Source organism: Pseudomonas sp. MLB6B (assembly GCF_054508135.1).
The window spans coordinates 3079083-3096907 of sequence record NZ_CP199313.1 but is presented as its reverse complement, the minus strand read 5'-3'; the positions used below and the strand labels follow the sequence as shown (position 1 = coordinate 3096907).

Genomic DNA, 17825 nt, shown 5'->3' with positions numbered 1-17825 from the left:
TTTGGGCAAGCCGGTGGAGCCCGAGGTGTAGATCACGTAGGCCAAGTGCCGCGGGGTCAAGGCCACGACCACCGGATCGGTCGCCGGCTGCGCCTGCCAGGTCGGCCGATCCAGGTCGATGACGTGCGCATGCGACGCCACCTCGCGGGTCGCGGCATGCACCAGCAGCGCCACGGGCGCGCTGTCGTCGAGCATGTGCCTGACGCGCTCGGCCGGATAGTCGGGGTCGACCGGCACGTAGGCGCCGCCCGCCTTGAGGATGGCCAGCAGCCCTACCACCATCGACACGCCGCGTTCCACGCAGATCGCGACGCGTTCGTCGGGTTTGACCCCCACGTCGATCAGGTGATGCGCCAGGCGGTTGGCCTGCTCGTTTAGCTGGCGATAGCTCAGGTCGCCCTCCTCGGCACGTAGCGCCAACGCATCCGGCGTGCGCGCCACCTGGCGCTCGATCAGGCCGTGCAAGGTGTGCTCCAGGTCGTAGGGCACGGCGGTGGCGTTGAAGTCCACCAGCACGCGCTGGCGCTCCTGGGCGTCGAGCACCGGCACGTGCTGCAAGGCGAGTTCCGGCTGGTCTTCGAGGGCTGTGACCATGGCTGCGAGCACCTGGTGCATCTGCCCGCAGATGCGCGCCGCGCCGATGTGCGCCGGGGTCATGGCCACCAGACGCAAGCCGTCGCCCAGGTCGTCCACGTTCAAGCCCAGCGGGTAGTTGCTGCGCTCCTGGCTTTCGAGGGTCTCCATGCCCTGGCTCGCCTGGCGCTGGCTGGCACTGGCCTGGGTGCTGTGACGGTAGTTGAGCATCGCGCTGAACAGCGGCAGTGGCGCGGCCACGCCACTGCAACGCTGGGCCACGGCCAGGGGCGCGTGTTCGTGGGCCAGCAGCGCGCTGAGGCGCCGATGGGCCATCTGCGCCCCTTCGCGCAGGCCGGTGCCTGCCAGGTCGATGCGCAGCGGCAAGGTGTTGATGAACATGCCCAGCGCCCGCTCGGCGCCCTCACCGCCTTGCAGACGGCCGAGCAGCACGGTGCCGAACACTACGCGGTCCTGGCCGCTGGCCGCGCTTAGCAAGCGGGCCCAGGCCAGGTGGAACAGGCTGGCCACACTGACGCCCAGTAGCCGCGCCTGCTGGCGCAGGCGCTGGGCCAGGTCGTCGGGCAGCCACAGCTGGGCCTCCTCGATGTCGCGGCCGTCGCCCTGTACGTCGCTCAGGCCGAACGGCAGGGTCGGCTCGTCGATGTCGGCCAGTTGCGCACGGAAGAACGCCTCGTGCTCGGCCTGGCTGACGCCCAGGCGCGCCTGGGCCACGTAGTTGCGGTAAGGCACCGACGGCTGGGCAGGCTCCGCGTCGCCTTGCAGGTAACCGACCAGCTCTTCGCCGACCACCGCCATGGCGGTGTGGTCGAGGACGATGTGGTGGAACTGCAAGGTGGCTTCGATGCGCCCTGCGACCTCGCTGTGCAGCAGACGCAGCAGCGGCGCGCGAGACAGATCGAGCTTGCCCTTGGCCGCTTCGCCAGGGCTCGCAGCGGTGTCGATCAGCGCGAGCGGCGCCGTGCGCCAGACCACTTGCAGCGGCTGCGGCAAGCCGTCCCAGAGGATCGCGGTGCGCAGCACGTCGTGGCGGGCAATGACCTTGTCCAACGCCGCGGCGAAGCGGCTCAGGTGCTCGCGGCTGGCGAAGGCGAAGCGCGATTGCAGCACGTAGGGGTCATGCTCCGCCGCGCTCAGGTGGTGGTAGAGAATCCCTTCCTGCAAGGGGGCCAGGGGGTAGATGTCCTGCACGTTGGCGGCGCCGCCCGGCACCTGGGCGACGATGCGCTCGATGGCGTCGGCGTCCAGCGCCACCAGCGGCAGCAGGTCCGGGGTGATGTGGGTGCAGCCGGCTGGAATCAGGTTGTCCGGCACCGGGACCTGCCGCGCCGCGCCGAGGGTGGTCGCCAGGGCGGCGATGGTCGGCTGGCCGAACAAGGTGCGCACATCGACCGGCAAGCCTTCGCGGCGCAAGCGCGCGGTGAGGTTGACCGCCAGCAGCGAGTGGCCGCCCAGTTCGAAGAAGTTGTCGTGGCGGCCCACCTGCGGCACGCCCAGCATGTCGGCCCAGACCTGGGCCAGGGCGGTCTCCACCGCGCCCTGCGGAGCGGCGTAGGCCTGGCCGACCAGCCACTGCGGGTCCGGGTCCGGCAAGGCCTGGCGGTCGAGCTTGCCGTGCTGGGTCAGCGGCAGGGCCTCGAGGCGCATGAACGCCAATGGCACCAGGTGCGACGGCAGGCTCGCCTGCAATGCGCCGCGCAACGTTTCGACGGCCACCGGCGCGGCCTCGGTGAACCAAGCCAGCAGCCGCTCGTCGCGCACCAGCACCACGGCTTCGCGTATGCCAGGCTGCGCGGCCAGTGCGGCTTCGATTTCGCCAAGCTCCACGCGCACACCGCGGATTTTCACCTGGTCGTCGTTGCGCCCGAGGAATTCGAGGGTGCCGTCGGCCTGCCAGCGCACCAGGTCGCCGCTGCGGTACATGCGCGCCTGGGCCTCGCTGTCGAAGGGGTCGGCGAAGAAACGCTGCTCGGTGAGGTCCGCGCGGTTCAGGTAGCCACGGGCGACGCCTGCGCCACCGATGTACAGCTCGCCGACCGCGCCGACCGGCACCGGCTGGCGTTGGCCGTCGAGCACGTACACGCGGGTGTTGGCGATCGGTCGGCCGATGTGCAAGGCGGCGCCAGGTTGCAACTGCCCGGAGGTCGCCACCACGGTGGTTTCGGTCGGGCCGTAGTTGTTGACCAGCGCAAAGCCTGGATCCCGGTCGAAGTGGCGCAGTCGGTCGCCGCCCACCAGCAAGGTGCGCAGGGTCGGGTGCTGACGCTCGCGGCGCAGGGCCTGCTCGGCCACTGGAGTGGGCAGGAAGCTGACCTGCAAGGGCTGCTCCAGCCACCAGTCGAGCAGTTCGTCGACGTGCTCGCCGGCAATGCGCGCGGGCGGCAGGTGCAGCACCGCGCCGCTGCTCAGCGCCGGCCACACTTCCCAGGCCACCGCGTCGAAGCCGAAGCCGGCCACCGTACTGGTGTGGCTGCCGGCGCCCAGCTCGAAGGCCTCGCAGTGCCAATGCACCAGGTTGCACAAGGTGTGGTGCTCGACCATCACGCCCTTGGGCTGGCCGGTGGAGCCGGAGGTGTAGACCACGTAGGCCAGTTGCTGCGCATCCAACCCGGCGATGTGCGGGTCGTCCTGCACCTCGCCCTGCCAGGCGTCGCGGTCCAGCAGCACCTGCGCGGCGTCGCCGAGCAGGTGCGTGGTGCTGGCATCGGCCAGCACCAGCGTGGGCGCGCTGTCGTGCAGCAAATAGGCGATGCGCTCGCCCGGGTAGCCGGGGTCCACCGGCACGTAGGCGGCGCCGGCCTTGAGCACGGCCAGCACAGCGACCAGGCGCTCGAAGCTGCGCGGCAGGCACACCGCGACCCGGTCGCCCAGGCGCACGCCACGGCGCAGCAGGTGGTGTGCCAGGCGGTTGGCGCTGCGGTTGAGTTCGCCATAGCTGAGCACCTGGCCGTCCTGCACCAGGGCCGCCGCTTGCGGGGCTCGCGCGGCCTGGGCTTCGACCAGGGCATGCACGCTGCGGCCTTGTGGATACGCGCGGGTCGTGGCGTTGAAGGCTTCGAGCAGTTGCCGGCGGGCCGGCCCATCGAGGATCGACAGCCCCTCGACCGGGGTATCGGCGGCCTGCGCCAGGGCCTGGCCCAGTTGCGTCAGGGCCTGGTCCATCCACTGCGCGACACGTTCGGCGCCGATGCCCTCCTGGGCCAGCACGCTCAGGGCGAAGCCTTCGCCCAGGTCGTCGACGCTGAGCGTCAGCGGATAGTTGCTGCGTTCCTCGCCCCCCAACAGGCGCACGCCTTGCAGGTGGGCATCGTTCCTGGCGGGCGTGCCGGCGCTACTGTGGCGGTAGTTGAACAAGGCGCTGAACAGCGGCATCGAAGCCGCCACGCCACTGCAACGCTGGGCCAGCGCCAGGGATGCATGCTCATGGCCGAGCAAGGCCGACAGGCGCTGGTGGGTGACCTGCACGGCCTGCGCCACGGGGGCGGTCAGGTCGATGCGCAGCGGCAGCGTGTTGATGAACACCCCCAGGGCACGGTCGGCGCCCTCGCCGCCCTGCAGGCGGCCCATCAGTACGGTGCCGAAGACCACGTCCGTACGGTTGGCCAGCACCCCGAGCACCCGCGCCCAGGCCAGGTGCGCCAGGCTCGCGGCGCTCACGCCCAGGCGCCGGGCCTGCTCGCGCAATTGCCGGGCCACGGCGGGCGCGACCGGCAAGTGCGCCTCTTCGATGGCGCCGCCGTCGCCGCGCACATCGGCCAGGCCGAACGGCAGCGTGGGGGCGTCGAGGTCGCCCAGCATGTCGCGGAAGAACGCCTCGTGACCAGCCGCGTCCGCGCCCAGACGCGCTTGCGCGACATAGGTGCGGTACGGCACCGGCGCAGGCAGTCGCCCGCCGTCGCCGGCCAACAAGGCCTGCATTTCGTCGGCGATCACCTCCATGGCGGTGTGGTCGAGGACCAAATGGTGGAATTGCAGGATCGCCACCACGCGGGCGTTGCTCGGATCGTCGGCATGCACCAGGCGCATCAGCGGGGCGTGCGCGAGGTCCAGGCGCTGGTGACGGGCGTCGAAGCGCGCTTGCAGGGCGCCGATCACGTCGTCGCCGACCAGGTCGTCGATCGCCGTCACGGCCATTTGCGCCTCGCGCCACACCACCTGCACGGGTTGCTCCAGCCCATCGCTGACCACCGCGGTGCGCAGAATGTCGTGGCGGTCGATGACCTGCTGCAACGCCCCGGCCCACGTCCGCAACTGAGCCAGGCTGTCGAAGGCCAGGCGCGATTGCAGCAGGTACGGGTCGCCGCGTTCGGCGCTCAAGTGGTGGTAGAGGATGCCCTCCTGCAACGGGGCCAATGGGTAGATTTCCTGCACGTTGGCGGCACCGCCCGGAACACTGGCGACGATTCGCTCGATGGCTGCCGGGTCGAGCTCGATCAGGCTGAGCATGGCCGGGGTGATCCGCACGGCATCGCATGGCACCCGGTTGGCCGGCACCTGCACTTCGCGCCCGCTGCCCACCGCCGCGGCCAGCGCCGCCAGGGTCGGTTGGGCGAACAGCACGCGCACATCGGCGCTCAGCCCGGCGTTGCGCATGCGCTCGACCAGAGTCACGGCGAGCAGCGAATGGCCGCCCAGTTCGAAGAAGTGGTCGTGGCGGCCGACCTGCTCGACCTTGAGCACGGCTGCCCAGATGGCTGCCAGTGTGCGCTCCACCTCGCCCTGCGGCGCTTCGAAGGTGCGGCTGAGCACGGCGTGGGCGTCCGTTAGCGGCAGCGCCCGGCGATCGAGCTTGCCGTTGGCGGTCAACGGCAGTGCGTCCAGGCGCACGTAGGCCGCCGGCAGCATGTAGTCCGGCAACTGGCCTTGCAGGTGTTCGTGCAACGTGGCGAGGGCCGGCACGGGTGCGTCGGCCGTGAAGTAGGCCACCAGGCGCTTGTCGCCAGGGGTGTCTTCGCGCAGCACCACGACGGTGTCGCGGACACCGGCGCAACGGCCCAGGCACGCCTCGATCTCGCCCAATTCGATGCGGAAACCGCGCAGTTTGATCTGCTGATCGGCGCGGCCCAGGTAGCGCAGGCTGCCGTCGGCCTGCCAGCACACCAGGTCGCCGCTGCGGTACATCCGTGCGCCTGGCTCGGCGCTGAACGGATCGTCGAGGAAGCGCTCGGCAGTCAGCGCCGGCTGGCCGAGGTAGCCCAGGGCCACGCCGTCGCCGCCGATGTACAGCTCGCCGACCGCGCCGACCGGCAGCGGCTGCTGGCGGGCATCGAGCACGTAGCAACGGCCGTTGCCGACCGGTCTGCCGATGGGAATGCTGCCCTCGCCGACGCTGGCGATCGCATGGGTGGTGCTGAAGGTGGTGGCTTCGGTCGGGCCATAGCCGTTGAGCAGGTGGGCCGGCGCGCCTTCGCGCAGGACCCGGGCGATCACCGCCGGGTCGAGCACGTCGCCGCCGACCATCAGGTAGCGCAGCCTGGCCAGCGCCGGCAGCAGGTCGTCGGCGAACTGGTGGAACAGCCCCGCGGTCAGCCACAGCACGCTGACCGCCCGTTCCAGCAGCACCTCGCGCAAGGCCTGGCGCGACAGCACCTGGTCCTGGTCGATGACCACCAGCGCGCCGCCGTTGAGCAGCGCCGCCCAGACTTCCAGGGTACTGGCGTCGAACGCCGGGTTGGAGGCGAAGGCCACCCGGTCCTGGGCGGTGAAGGTGGCGAAACCGTTGTTGATCACCAGGCGCACGATGGCCCGGTGCGGCACCTGCACGCCCTTCGGCGCGCCGGTGGAGCCGGAGGTGTACATGACGTACGCCGCGCTATCGGCATCGACCGCGATGTCTGGCGAATGCGTCGGGTACTCGGCGAAGTCATGCCGGTCGAGTTCGACGCGCAAGGCCTCGCCCAGGTGCGGTTCGCCGCTGTGGGTCAGCAGCACCTTGGCCTGGCTGTCGGCGACCATGAAGGCTTGACGCTCGGCCGGTGCATTGCCGTCGAGCGGCACGTAGACCGCCGCGCATTGGCTCGCCGCCAGCTGCGCCGCCAGCAGCTCGAACCCACGCGGCAGCAGCAGTGCGACGCGGTCGCCTGGGCCCACGCCCAGGCTCAGCAGGTGATGGGCCAGGCGGTTGGCCTGCTGGGCGAGCTGCCGGTAGCTGAGCTGCCGCTGCCCGTGCACCACCGCGAGCGCGTCCGGGCTGCGTGCGACGCAGGCCTCGAACAGCCGGTGCACGGCCTGGTCGCGCGGGTAGTCGCGGCGCGTGGCGTTGAAGCCGTGCAGCACTTGCTCGCGCTCGGCGGGTGGCAGGCACCCGAGCTGTGCCAGGGCCGTTGTCGGCGCCTGCTCCAGGGCCTTGGCCAATTGGTCGAGAGCGGCCTCGAGCAGGCGGCAGACGTGGCTGCCGTCCACCTGCGCCACGGCCTGTACGGTGAGCACGAAGGCATCGCCCAGGTCGTCGACGTTGACCACCAGCGGGTAGTGGCTGCGCTCGTGCGCCGCCAGTTGTTCGATGCCCTGCCAGGCGTCGCGCAGCCCGGTCTCGGCCGGCACGCTGTGGCGCACGTTGAGCAGGCTGGTGAACAACGGCTGGGTGGTCGGCACGCCGCTGCAACGCTGCGCGGCGGCCAGGGAGGCCTGCTCGTGGGCGAGCAACCGGGCCAGGCGCTGGTGGGTCAGGCGCACGCCCTCGGCGACCCCTTGCGCACCCACGCTGACGCGCAGCGGCAAGGTGTTGATGAACATGCCCAGCGCCCGTTCGGCGCCCTCGCCGCCTCGCAGGCGGCCGAGCAGCACGGTGCCGAACACCACCTCCTCACGCCCGGACAGCGTGGCCAGCACCTGCCCCCAGGCCTGGTGAAGCAGGCTGGCAACGCTGATGCCCAACCGCCGCGCCTGCTCACGCAACCGGGCGGACAGGTCGAGGTCGAGCGCCTGGCGGGCGTCGAACACGGGTTGGCCATCGCTGTGCGCGGAGCGCAGACCGAAGACTTCGGTCGGTGCGTCGATGTCGCCCAGCAGCTCGTGGAACAGCGCCTGCTCGGCTTGGCTGTCGCCGCCCAGACGTGCCTGGGCCACGTAGTTGCGGTACGGCACGCTGTCGAGCGGCAGCGCCTGGCCGTGCAGTACGGCGGTGACCTGCGCCACCAGCTGCGCCACGGCGGCGTGGTCGAGGATGATGTGGTGGATCGACAGGGTCGCTTCGAGGCGCCCATCGGCTTGCAGAGGGTGAAGGCGGATCAAGGGCGCACTGCCCAGACTGAGGGGCGTGGCGTCCTCAAGCGCCCAACCGGCTCGGACCGAAGGCACCTCGCGCCAGACGACCTGTACGGGCTCTTCGAGATGCTGCCAGTGCAGGCTGGTGCGCAGCACATCATGGTGCGCGATGACCTGGTCCAGGGCCGCGGCGAACGCCTCCAGGGTGGCCTGGTCGGGGAAGGCGAAGCGGGCGTGCAAGATGTAAGGGTCGGTCCCTTCGCTGGCCAGGTGATGGTAGAGGATGCCCTGCTGCAACGGCGCCAGGCCGTAGATGTCCTGCACGTTGCGCGCACCGCCCGGAATCTGTGCGACCAGCCCGTCGAGCGAGGCCTGCGACAGCTCCGCGAGCGGCAGCATGGCCGGGGTGATGTGCGTGCAGCCGGCCGCAATGCCGTTGGCCGGCACTTGCAACGCGCAGTCGTCGCCGATGGCCGCCGCCAAAGCGGCCAGGGTCGGCTGGCCGAACAGCACGCGGATGTCGGCCTGCAAGCCCTGCTGGCGCAGGCGCGAGGTGAGGCTGACCGCCAGCAGCGAGTGGCCGCCCAGCTCGAAGAAGTTGTCGTGACGGCCAACGCGCGTCACCCCCAGCAGTTCGCTCCAGAGCGCGGCCAACAAGGTTTCCGTGGCGCCAATCGGCGCCTCGAACGGGCGCTCCTCGACCGCGCCCGGCGCAGGCAGCGCCTTGCGGTCGAGTTTGCCGTTGGGGCTGAGCGGCAGCGCGTCGAGGTGCATGAACTGCGCCGGCACCATGAATTCGGGCAGGTGCGCCAGCAGGGCCTCGCGCAGCGTTTCGCTGCAGTGCGGCGTGCCGGTGTGGTAGGCGATCAGGCGCTGGTCGCGGGCGACCACCACCGCCTCCTGCACGCCATCGATGGCGGTCAGGCCTGCCTGGATCTCGCCCAGTTCGATGCGCAGGCCGCGCAGCTTGACCTGGTCGTCGTTGCGGCCCAGGTACTCGAGGTTGCCGTCGGGCAGGTGCCGGGCCAGATCGCCCGTGCGGTACAGGCGTGCGTCGGCATGCGGGGCGAACGGATCGTCGACGAAACGCTCGGCGGTGAGCGCGGCGCGGTTCAGGTAACCGCGGGCTACCTGCACGCCGCCGATGAACAGCTCGCCGACCACACCCTGCGGCACCGGCTGGCCCTCGGCATCGAGCACGTAAAGGGTGGTGTTGGCGATCGGCTTGCCGATCGGCGTGTTGTCCGGTGCCGTGGCGCAGGGCCAGGCGCTGACGTCCACCGCCGCTTCGGTCGGGCCGTAGAGGTTGTGCAGGGCCACGTCCGGCAGGTGCGCGTGGAACCTGCGCACCAGGCTGCCCGGCAGGGCTTCGCCACTGCACAGCACGCGCGCCAGGCGCCCCTTGTACAGGGCGCTTGCCGAGCCCTCGCCATGGGCGAGGAACACGTCGAGCATCGACGGCACGAAGTGCAGCGTGGTCACGCCCTCGCGGTGCAGGGTCTCGCGCAGGTACTCGGGGTCGCGGTGGCCGCCTGGGCGGGCCATGACCAGGCGCGCACCGGTTTGCAGCGGCCAGAGGAATTCCCATACCGACACGTCGAAACTGAACGGCGTTTTCTGCAAGACCACATCGTCCGCTTCCAGGCCGTAGGCGTCCTGCATCCACAGCAGGCGGTTGACCACCGCGCGGTGTTCGTTCATCACGCCCTTGGGCAGCCCGGTCGAGCCCGACGTGTAGATCACGTAGGCCAGGTGGCGTGGCGTCAGGCCAGCGACCACGGGGTTGCTGGCGGGGTATGCGTGCCAGGTCGGCAGGTCCAGGTCGATCACCTGGGCGTCGCCCGGCACGTGGCGGGTGGCGGCATGCACCAGCACCGCCACCGGCGCGCTGTCTTCGAGCATGTGCCGCACGCGTTCGGCCGGATACTCCGGGTCGACCGGCACATAGGCACCGCCCGCCTTGAGCACGGCCAGCAGGCCCACCACCATGGACAGGCCGCGTTCGACGCAGATCGCCACGCGGTCGTCCGGCTTGACCCCGAGGTCGATCAGGTGGTGGGCCAGGCGGTTGGCCTGCTCGTTGAGTTGGCGGTAGCTCAATGCGCCTTCTTGCGCATTGACCGCCAACGCCTCCGGCGTGCGTTCGACCTGCGCTTCGATCAGGCCATGCAGCGTGCGCTCCATTTCATAGGCGACCTGGGTGTCGTTGAATTCGACCAGCACGCGCCGACGTTCCGGTGCGTCGAGCACCGACAGGCGCTGCGCTGGCAACTGCGGGTCGTGCTCCAGCGCCGCGAGCATGGCTTCGAGCACCTGGCCCATCTGCGCGCAGACCCGCGCCGCGCCCACCTGCGCCGGGGCCATGGCCACCAGGCGAAAATCTTCGCCCAGGTCGTCCACGTTCAGGCTCAGCGGGTAGTTGGTGCGTTCCTGGGCGTCCAGCACCTCGATGCCTTCCCAGGCCTGCTGCTGCTCGGCACTGCGTTCGGCGCCGTGGCGGTAGTTGAGCATCGCGCTGAACAACGGCAACGGCGCCGCCACGCCACTGCAGCGCTGGGCCAAGGCCAGCGAAGCATGCTCGTGGGCAAGCAGCGCGCTCAGGCGCTGGTGCGTGGCCAGCGCTGCGTCGCGCACGCCGACCTGGCCCAGGTCGACGCGCAGCGGCAGGGTGTTGATGAACATGCCCAAGGCCCGTTCGGCGCCCTCGCCGCCTTCCAGGCGGCCGAGCAGCACGCTGCCGAAGACCACGCGGTCCTGGCCGCTGGCCGCGCCCAGCACGCGGGCCCAGGCCAGGTGGAACAGGCTGGCGACGCTGATGCCGAGTACGCGCGCCTGCTGGCGCAGGCCGGTTGCCAGTGCGGGCGCCAACGCCTGCTTGGCCTCCTGCATGTCGCGGCCGTCGCCCTGCACATCGTTCAAGCCGTACGGCAGCGTCGGCGCATCGATGTCGCCCAACTGCGCGCGGAAGAAGGCTTCGTGCTCGGCCGCGCTGATGCCCAGGCGCGCCTGGGCCACGTAGTTGCGGTAAGGCGCAGGAGCCGGCGCCGGGGCGGGCTGACCCTGCATGAAGGCCAGCAGCTCCTGGCCGATGACCTCAAGGGCGGTGTGGTCGAGCACGATGTGGTGGAACTGCAGCGTGGCTTCGATACGGCCATCGTCGCAGGTGTGCAGCAAGCGCATGAGGGGCGCGCGGGCCAGGTCCAGGCGGCTGTCGCAAGCGACGCCTGCGTCCTCAGCGCCAACGGGCGTTTCGATGACTGCGAGCGGTGCCTGGCGCCAGACCACCTGCACCGGCTGCGGCAGGCCGTCCCACAGCACGCTGGTGCGCAGCACGTCATGCCGCGCGATCACCTGCTCCAGCGCATCGGCGAAGGCCTGCAAGCGCTCGGCGCTGTCGAAGCGCATGCGTGAATAGAGCACGTAGGGGTCGTGCTCGGGCGCGCTCAGGTGGTGGTAGAGAATCCCCTCCTGCAACGGCGCCAACGGGTAGATGTCCTGCACGTTGGCGGCGCCGCCCGGCACGCTGGCGACGATACGGTCGATGGCGGCCTGGTCGAGGTCGATCAGGCTGAGCAGCGCGGGCGTGATGTGCGCGCAATCGGCCGGAATACGGTTCTCGGGCACGGCGACCTGCCGGTTGCGGCCCAGGGTGGCCGCCAATGCGGCGATGGTCGGCTGGCCGAACAGAGTCCGCACATCGACCTGCAACCCTTCCAGGCGCAGGCGTGCGGTGAGGCTCACGGCCAACAGCGAATGGCCGCCGAGGGCGAAGAAGTTGTCGTGCCGCCCCACCCGCTCGACGCCGAGCAGCTCGGCCCACAGATGGGCTAGCAGGCGTTCGGTGCCGTCTTGCGGCGCCTCGTACGTCGTTTGCTGGAGGCTGGCGTCCGGCGCTGGCAGTGCCTGGCGGTCGAGCTTGCCGTTGGGGGTCAGCGGCAGCGCGTCGAGGTGGACGTACAGCCCCGGGACCATGTAGTCGGGCAGGTGCGCGAGCAGCGTCTGGCGCAGGCTGTCGGCCGCCTGTGGCGCACCGGTGTAGTACGCCACCAGGCGTTCGTCGAAGGCCAGCACCACGGCGTCGCGCGCTGCGGCCTCGCGCAGCAGGCAGGCCTCGATTTCGCCCAGCTCGATGCGCAAGCCACGGATTTTCACCTGGTGGTCGTTACGGCCGAGGAATTCGAGGTTGCCGTCGGCCCGCTGGCGCACCAGGTCGCCGCTGCGGTACAGCCGCTCGCCGGCCGCGAACGGGCTGGCGATGAAGCGTTCGGCCTGTTGCTCGGGCAGGCCCAGGTAGCCGCGGGCGACCCCGGCGCCGCCGATGTGCAGATGGCCGACCACGCCCCACGGCACCGGCTGGTCGTAGCGGTCGAGCACGTAGAGCTGGGTGTTGTCGATGGCGCGGCCGATCGGCAGCACGTCGTGCGGCAACGGCGCGTAGGGCTCCAGGGTCCACAGGCTGCAATCGACGGTGGCTTCGGTGGGGCCGTAGACGTTGTGCAGGCGCACGCCCGGCAGACGCTGGCGCACCAGGGCCGCCAGGGCCGGCGTCAGCTCGCCGCCGCCGCATACGATGTCGGTCAGGCTGGTGCACGCGGCACTCTGCGCCTGGTCGAGGAATTGGCGCAGCAACACGGGCACGAACTGCACCACGTTGACCTGCTGCGCCTGGATCAGTTGCGCCAGATAGTGCGGGTCGCGCTGGCCGTCCGGGCGCGCCAGGACCAGGCGCTGGCCGCTGCACAGCGGCCAGAACAGTTCCCACACCGAGGCATCGAAGCTGACCGGGGTCTTGTGCAGCACACTGCCGGTGCACAAGCCCTGGCTCCATTGCACCAGGTTGACCAGGTTGCGGTGCTCGACCATCACACCCTTGGGCAGGCCGGTGGAGCCGGAGGTGTAGATCACATAGGCCAGGTGCTGCGCGCCGAGGCCCGGCACGCGGGGGTTGTTGATCGGCTGCTCGCCCCAGGTCGGCGCGTCCAGGTCGATCACCGGGATCGACGACGACTGCACGTGCGTACGGGTCGCTGCGTGGGCCAGCACCGCCAGGGGCGCGCTGTCGGCCAGCATGTGCGCGATGCGCGCCGCTGGGTAGCCAGGATCGACCGGCACGTAGGCCCCGCCCGCCTTGAGGATGGCGAGCAGGCCGACCACCAGCGACAGGCCGCGCTCGACACAGATCGCCACACGTTGGTCGGGTTCGACCCCCAGCGCGATCAGGTGGTGGGCCAGTCGGTTGGCCTGTTCGTCGAGCTGGCGATAGCTCAGCTCGCCTTCTTCGCCCACCAGGGCCAGCGCGTCGGGAGCGTGCCGCACCTGCGCTTCGAACAGCTGGTGCAGAGGCTGCTGTTCAGACTGCGCACGCAGGCTGCCGGCAGCGGCGTCGAGCAACCGCTGGCGCGCTTCGGCGGGCAGCACCGTCAGGTGCTGGACGGGCAAGTCGGGCTGCCGCTCCAGGGCATCCAGCAGGCCGAGCAACACCTGTTGCAGTTGCGCGCAGACGCGCTGCGCGCCCACGTGCGAAGTGACTTGCGCGGTCAGGCGCAGGCCGTCGCCCAGGTCATCGACGTTGACGCTCAGCGGGTAGTTGCCATGCCCGCCGCTGGGCAAGGCTTCGATGCCTTCCAGGGCTTCGCGCTGCACCTGCTGCTCGGCGGCGCTGGCACCGTGGCGGTAGTTGAGCATCGCGCTGAACAGCGGCAACGGCGCCGCCACGCCGCTGCAGCGCTGGGCCAGGGCGAGGGAAGCGTGTTCGTGCACGAGCAGCGCGCCAAGGCGCTGGTGCGCCAGGCGCACACCGTCGCGCACGCCCAGGCCATTGAGGTCCAGACGCAACGGCAAGGTGTTGATGAACATGCCCAGGCCGCGGTCGGCGCCCTCGCCGCCTTGCAGGCGGCCGAGCAGCACGGTGCCGAACACCACGCTGTCCTGGCCGCTGGTGGCCGACACCAGCCTTGCCCAGGCCAGGTGCACCAGGCTGGCGGCGCTGACGCCCAATTGCTGGGCCTGTCGGCGCAGGCGCTGGTAATGGTCGGTGTCCAGCTGCACGGTGGCCAGTTCGAACGCGCCGGCCTGGGCCTGGGTGTCGGTCAGGCCGTACGGCAGGGTCGGCGCGTCGATGTCGCCCAGTGCGGCGCGGAAGAAGGTTTCGTGCTCGGCTTCGCTGATGGCCAGGCGCGCCTGGGCCACGTAGTTGCGGTACGGCACCGGAGGCTGGGTCGGGGCCTGGCCGCGCAGGTGGTCGCGGATTTCTTCGAGCACCACTTTCATGGCGGTGTGGTCGAGCACGATGTGGTGGAACTGCAAGGTGGCTTCGATGCGCTGGCCAGCGTCACCTTGGCCGTACAGCAGGCGGATCAACGGCGCTTGGCTCAGCTCCAGAGCCGGGGCGGACGCCGCTGTCGACGCGCCTTGTTCGATCACCGCGAGCGGTGCCTGGCGCCACACCACCTGCACCGGCTGTGCCAGGCCGTCCCAGAGCACGGCGGTACGCAGCACGTCATGCCGGGCGACGACCTTGTCCAGGGCCTCGGCGAAGGCCCGCAGGCGCGCCGGGCCATCGAAGGCGATGCGCCATTGCAACAGGTACGGGTCCGCGCCGACGGCGCTCAGGTGGTGGTAGAGAATGCCTTCTTGCAGCGGTGCCAGCGGGTAGATGTCCTGCACGTTGGCTGCGCCACCGGGCACCGTGGCGACGATGCGGGCCAGGCTGGCCTCGTCGAGGTCGATCAACGGCAGCATCGCCGGGGTGATCTGCGTGCAGTCGGGCGCAATGCGGTTTTCCGGCACCCTGACTTGGCGGTCGCTGCCCAGGGCGGCGGCGAGCGCGGCCACGCTGGGCTGGCTGAACAGCACCCGCACGTCGGTCGCCAGGCCCTGCTGGCGCAGGCGCTCGATCAGGGTCACAGCCAAGAGGGAATGGCCCCCCAGCGCGAAGAAGTCGTCGTGGCGCCCTACCCGCTCGACGCCCAGCACCTCGGCCCAGACGGCCGCCATGCGGGTTTCGGTCTCGCCTTGCGGCGCCACGTAGCCTTCGCCGAGCAGGTCGAGGGCATCGGGTTCGGGCAGTGCCCGGCGGTCGAGCTTGCCGTGGGCGGTCAACGGCCATTGCGCCACCCGCACCAAGGCTTGCGGTTGCAGGTGCGCCGGCAGGCTGGCGAGCAGGCCCTGGCGCAGTCGCTCGAGCGGCACCGGCACGGTTTCGCTGAACCAGGCCAACAGCCGCTCGCCGCGCACCAGCACCACGGCATCGTCGATGCCGGGCTGCGCGCGCAGGGCGGCTTCGATCTCGCCCAATTCCACGCGTACACCGCGCACTTTCACCTGGTCGTCGTTGCGGCCCAGGTAATCCAGGGTGCCATCGGCGTTCCAGCGCACCAGATCGCCGCTGCGGTACAGACGTGCGCCCGGCTGGCGGCTGAAGGGGTCGTCGAGGAAGCGTTCGGCGGTCAGTTCGGGCCGGTTGAAGTAGCCGCGGGCCACCTGCGCCCCGCCGATGTACAGCTCGCCGGCCACGCCGATCGGCACCGGTTGGCGTTGCGCGTCCAGCACGTAGACACGGGTGTTGGCGATGGGCCGACCGATGTGCAGCGTCGCACCCGGCAACACCGTGCCGGAAGTGGCCACCACGGTGGTTTCGGTCGGCCCGTAGTTGTTGACCAGTGCGAAGCCGGGATCGCGGTCGAACTGGCGCAGGCGGTCGCCGCCGATCAGCAGTGTGCGCAAGGTCGGGTGCTGGCGTTCGCGGCGCAGTGCCTGCTCGGCCACCGGCGTCGGCAGGAAGCTGACCGCCAGAGGCTGCTCCAGCCACCAGTCGAGCAGCTCGTCGACGTGCTCGTTGCCTATGTGCGCCGGAGGCAGGTGCAGGGTGGCGCCGGCGCACAGGGCCGGCCAGACCTCCCAGGCCAGGGCGTCGAAACCGAAGCCGGCGACGCTCGAGGTGCGCTCCCCGGCTTGCAGGGCGAAGGCCTCGCAGTGCCAGTGCACCAGGTTGGCCAGGGTGTGGTGTTCGATCATCACGCCCTTGGGCTGGCCGGTGGACCCGGAGGTGTACACCACGTAGGCCAGTCGCTGGGCGTCCAGGCCCGCCACCTGCGGGTCGCTGTCGAGTGTGTGCCAGACGTCCGCCTGGTCGAGGTCCAGGCGCGGCACCGCGCTGGGCAGGCCGCCGAGGCTGGCGTCGGCCAGGAGCAAGGCCGGCGCGCTGTCGCCGAGCAGGTAGGCGATGCGTTCGGCCGGGTAGTCGGGATCGACCGGCACGTAGGCAGCACCGGCCTTGAGCACGGCCAGCAGGGCGACGATCCGTTCGACGCTGCGCGGCAGGCACAGCGCGACCCGATCGCCGCACCGCACACCGCGCTCGATCAGGCGATGCGCCACGCGGTTGGCGCGTCGGTTGAGCTCGCCATAGCTCAGCGCCTGGCCGTCCTGGCTCAGCGCCGAGGCATCCGGCGTCTGCGCCGCCTGGGCTTCGACCAGGGCATGCACGGTCTGCCCGCGCGGGAAGCTGCGAGCGGTGGCGTTGAAGTCGCCGAGCAACTGTCGGCGCGCCGTCTCGTCGAGGATTGGCAGGCTGTCCAGCGTATGGGCCGCACCTTGCTCCAGCGCCTCCAGCAACTGGCCAAGTGCGGCGCCCATCCACCCGATCACCCGTTGCGCGCCGATGCCTTCGACCGCCAGCACGTTGAAGCTGAAACCTTCGCTCAGGTCGTTGACGCTCAGGGTCAGCGGGTAGTTGCTGCGCTCTTCGCCGCCGAGCAGGCGCACGCCTTCCCACAGGCCTTCGCCCTCGTGCGGTGCGTCGGCGCCGCTGTGGCGGTAGTTGAGCAAGGCGCTGAACAGCGGCGCCCCAGCCGCCACGCCGCTGCAACGCTGGGCCAGCGCCAGGGGCGCGTGCTCATGGGCCAACAGCGCCGACAGGCTGCGGTGCGTGGCGCGTACGGCGGCCTGTGCCGTGGCGCGGGTATCGACCCGCAGCGGCAAGGTGTTGATGAACATGCCCAACGCCCGCTCGGCGCCCTCGCCGCCTTGCAGGCGGCCCATCAGCACGGTGCCGAACACCACGTCGTGGCGGCCGGCGAGCGCCCCGAGCACCCGTGCCCAGGCCAGGTGCATCAGGCTTGCGGCACTGACGCCCAACTGACGAGCCTGGCTGCGCAGGCGTTGGCCGAGCGCGGTGTCCAGCGTCTGGAAAGCGGTCTCGATGTCGCGGCCATCGCCTTGCACGTCGGCCAGGCCCAGCGGCAGGGTGGGTTCGTCGACGTCGGCCAGCATCCCGCGGAAGAACGCTTCCTGGCCTGCCGGGTCCGCCAGGCGCGCCTGGGCCACGTAGTTGCGGTACGGCACGGCGGCCGGCAGCGTGTCGCCCTGGCCGAACAACAGGGCGCGCATCTCCCGAGTGACCACGTCCACGGCGGTGTGGTCGAGGGTCAGGTGGTGGAACAGCAGGATCGCCACTACCTGATGATTGGCGGGGTCGAGGCTGTAGTACAGGCGGGTGAGCGGCGCTTGGGCAAGGTCCAGGCGGTGATGGCGGGCATCGAAACGCGCGTGCAGTTGCTCGATGCGGGCCGTACCCGGCTCATCCGCCAGGTCGTCGATTTCTCCCACCACCAGCTCGGCCTTGCGCCACACCACTTGCAGCGGTCGATCCAGGCCTTGCCAATGCACCGAGGTGCGCAGGATGTCGTGGCGGTCGACGACCTGCTGCAAGGCGCCGGCCCAGGCCAGCAGCCGCTCGACGCTGTCGAACGCCAGGCGCGTCTGCAACAGGTAGGGGTCGCCCTGCTCGGCGCTCAGGTGGTGGTAGAGGATGCCTTCCTGCAAGGGTGCGAGCGGGTAGATCTCCTGCACGTTGGCAGCGCCGCCGGGCACGCCGGCCACCAGGGCATCGATCGTCGCCTGGTCCAGGTCGACCAGGCTGAGCATCTCGGGGGTGATGCGCGATGTACCGGGCACCACGCGGTTGGCCGGCACGGCGGCATCGACGCCGATGGCCGCCGCGCTGGCGAGCGCCGCCACGGTCG

Annotated in this window: 1 protein-coding gene (only partly in view); it reads right to left on the bottom strand. The window is 70.6% G+C overall.

Annotation, left to right across the window (positions count from 1 at the left end; all coding sequences use genetic code 11):
* A protein-coding gene (locus ACSMEV_RS13800) for an amino acid adenylation domain-containing protein (RefSeq protein ID WP_459208349.1) crosses the window boundary here: on the bottom strand, positions 1-17775 show its 5' portion. The gene continues 1248 nt to the left of window position 1, outside the view; the window shows 17775 of its 19023 coding nt (coding positions 1-17775); it begins with the start codon at positions 17773-17775; its stop codon lies beyond the left edge, outside the window.
* Positions 17776-17825: the final 50 nt, after the last annotated feature.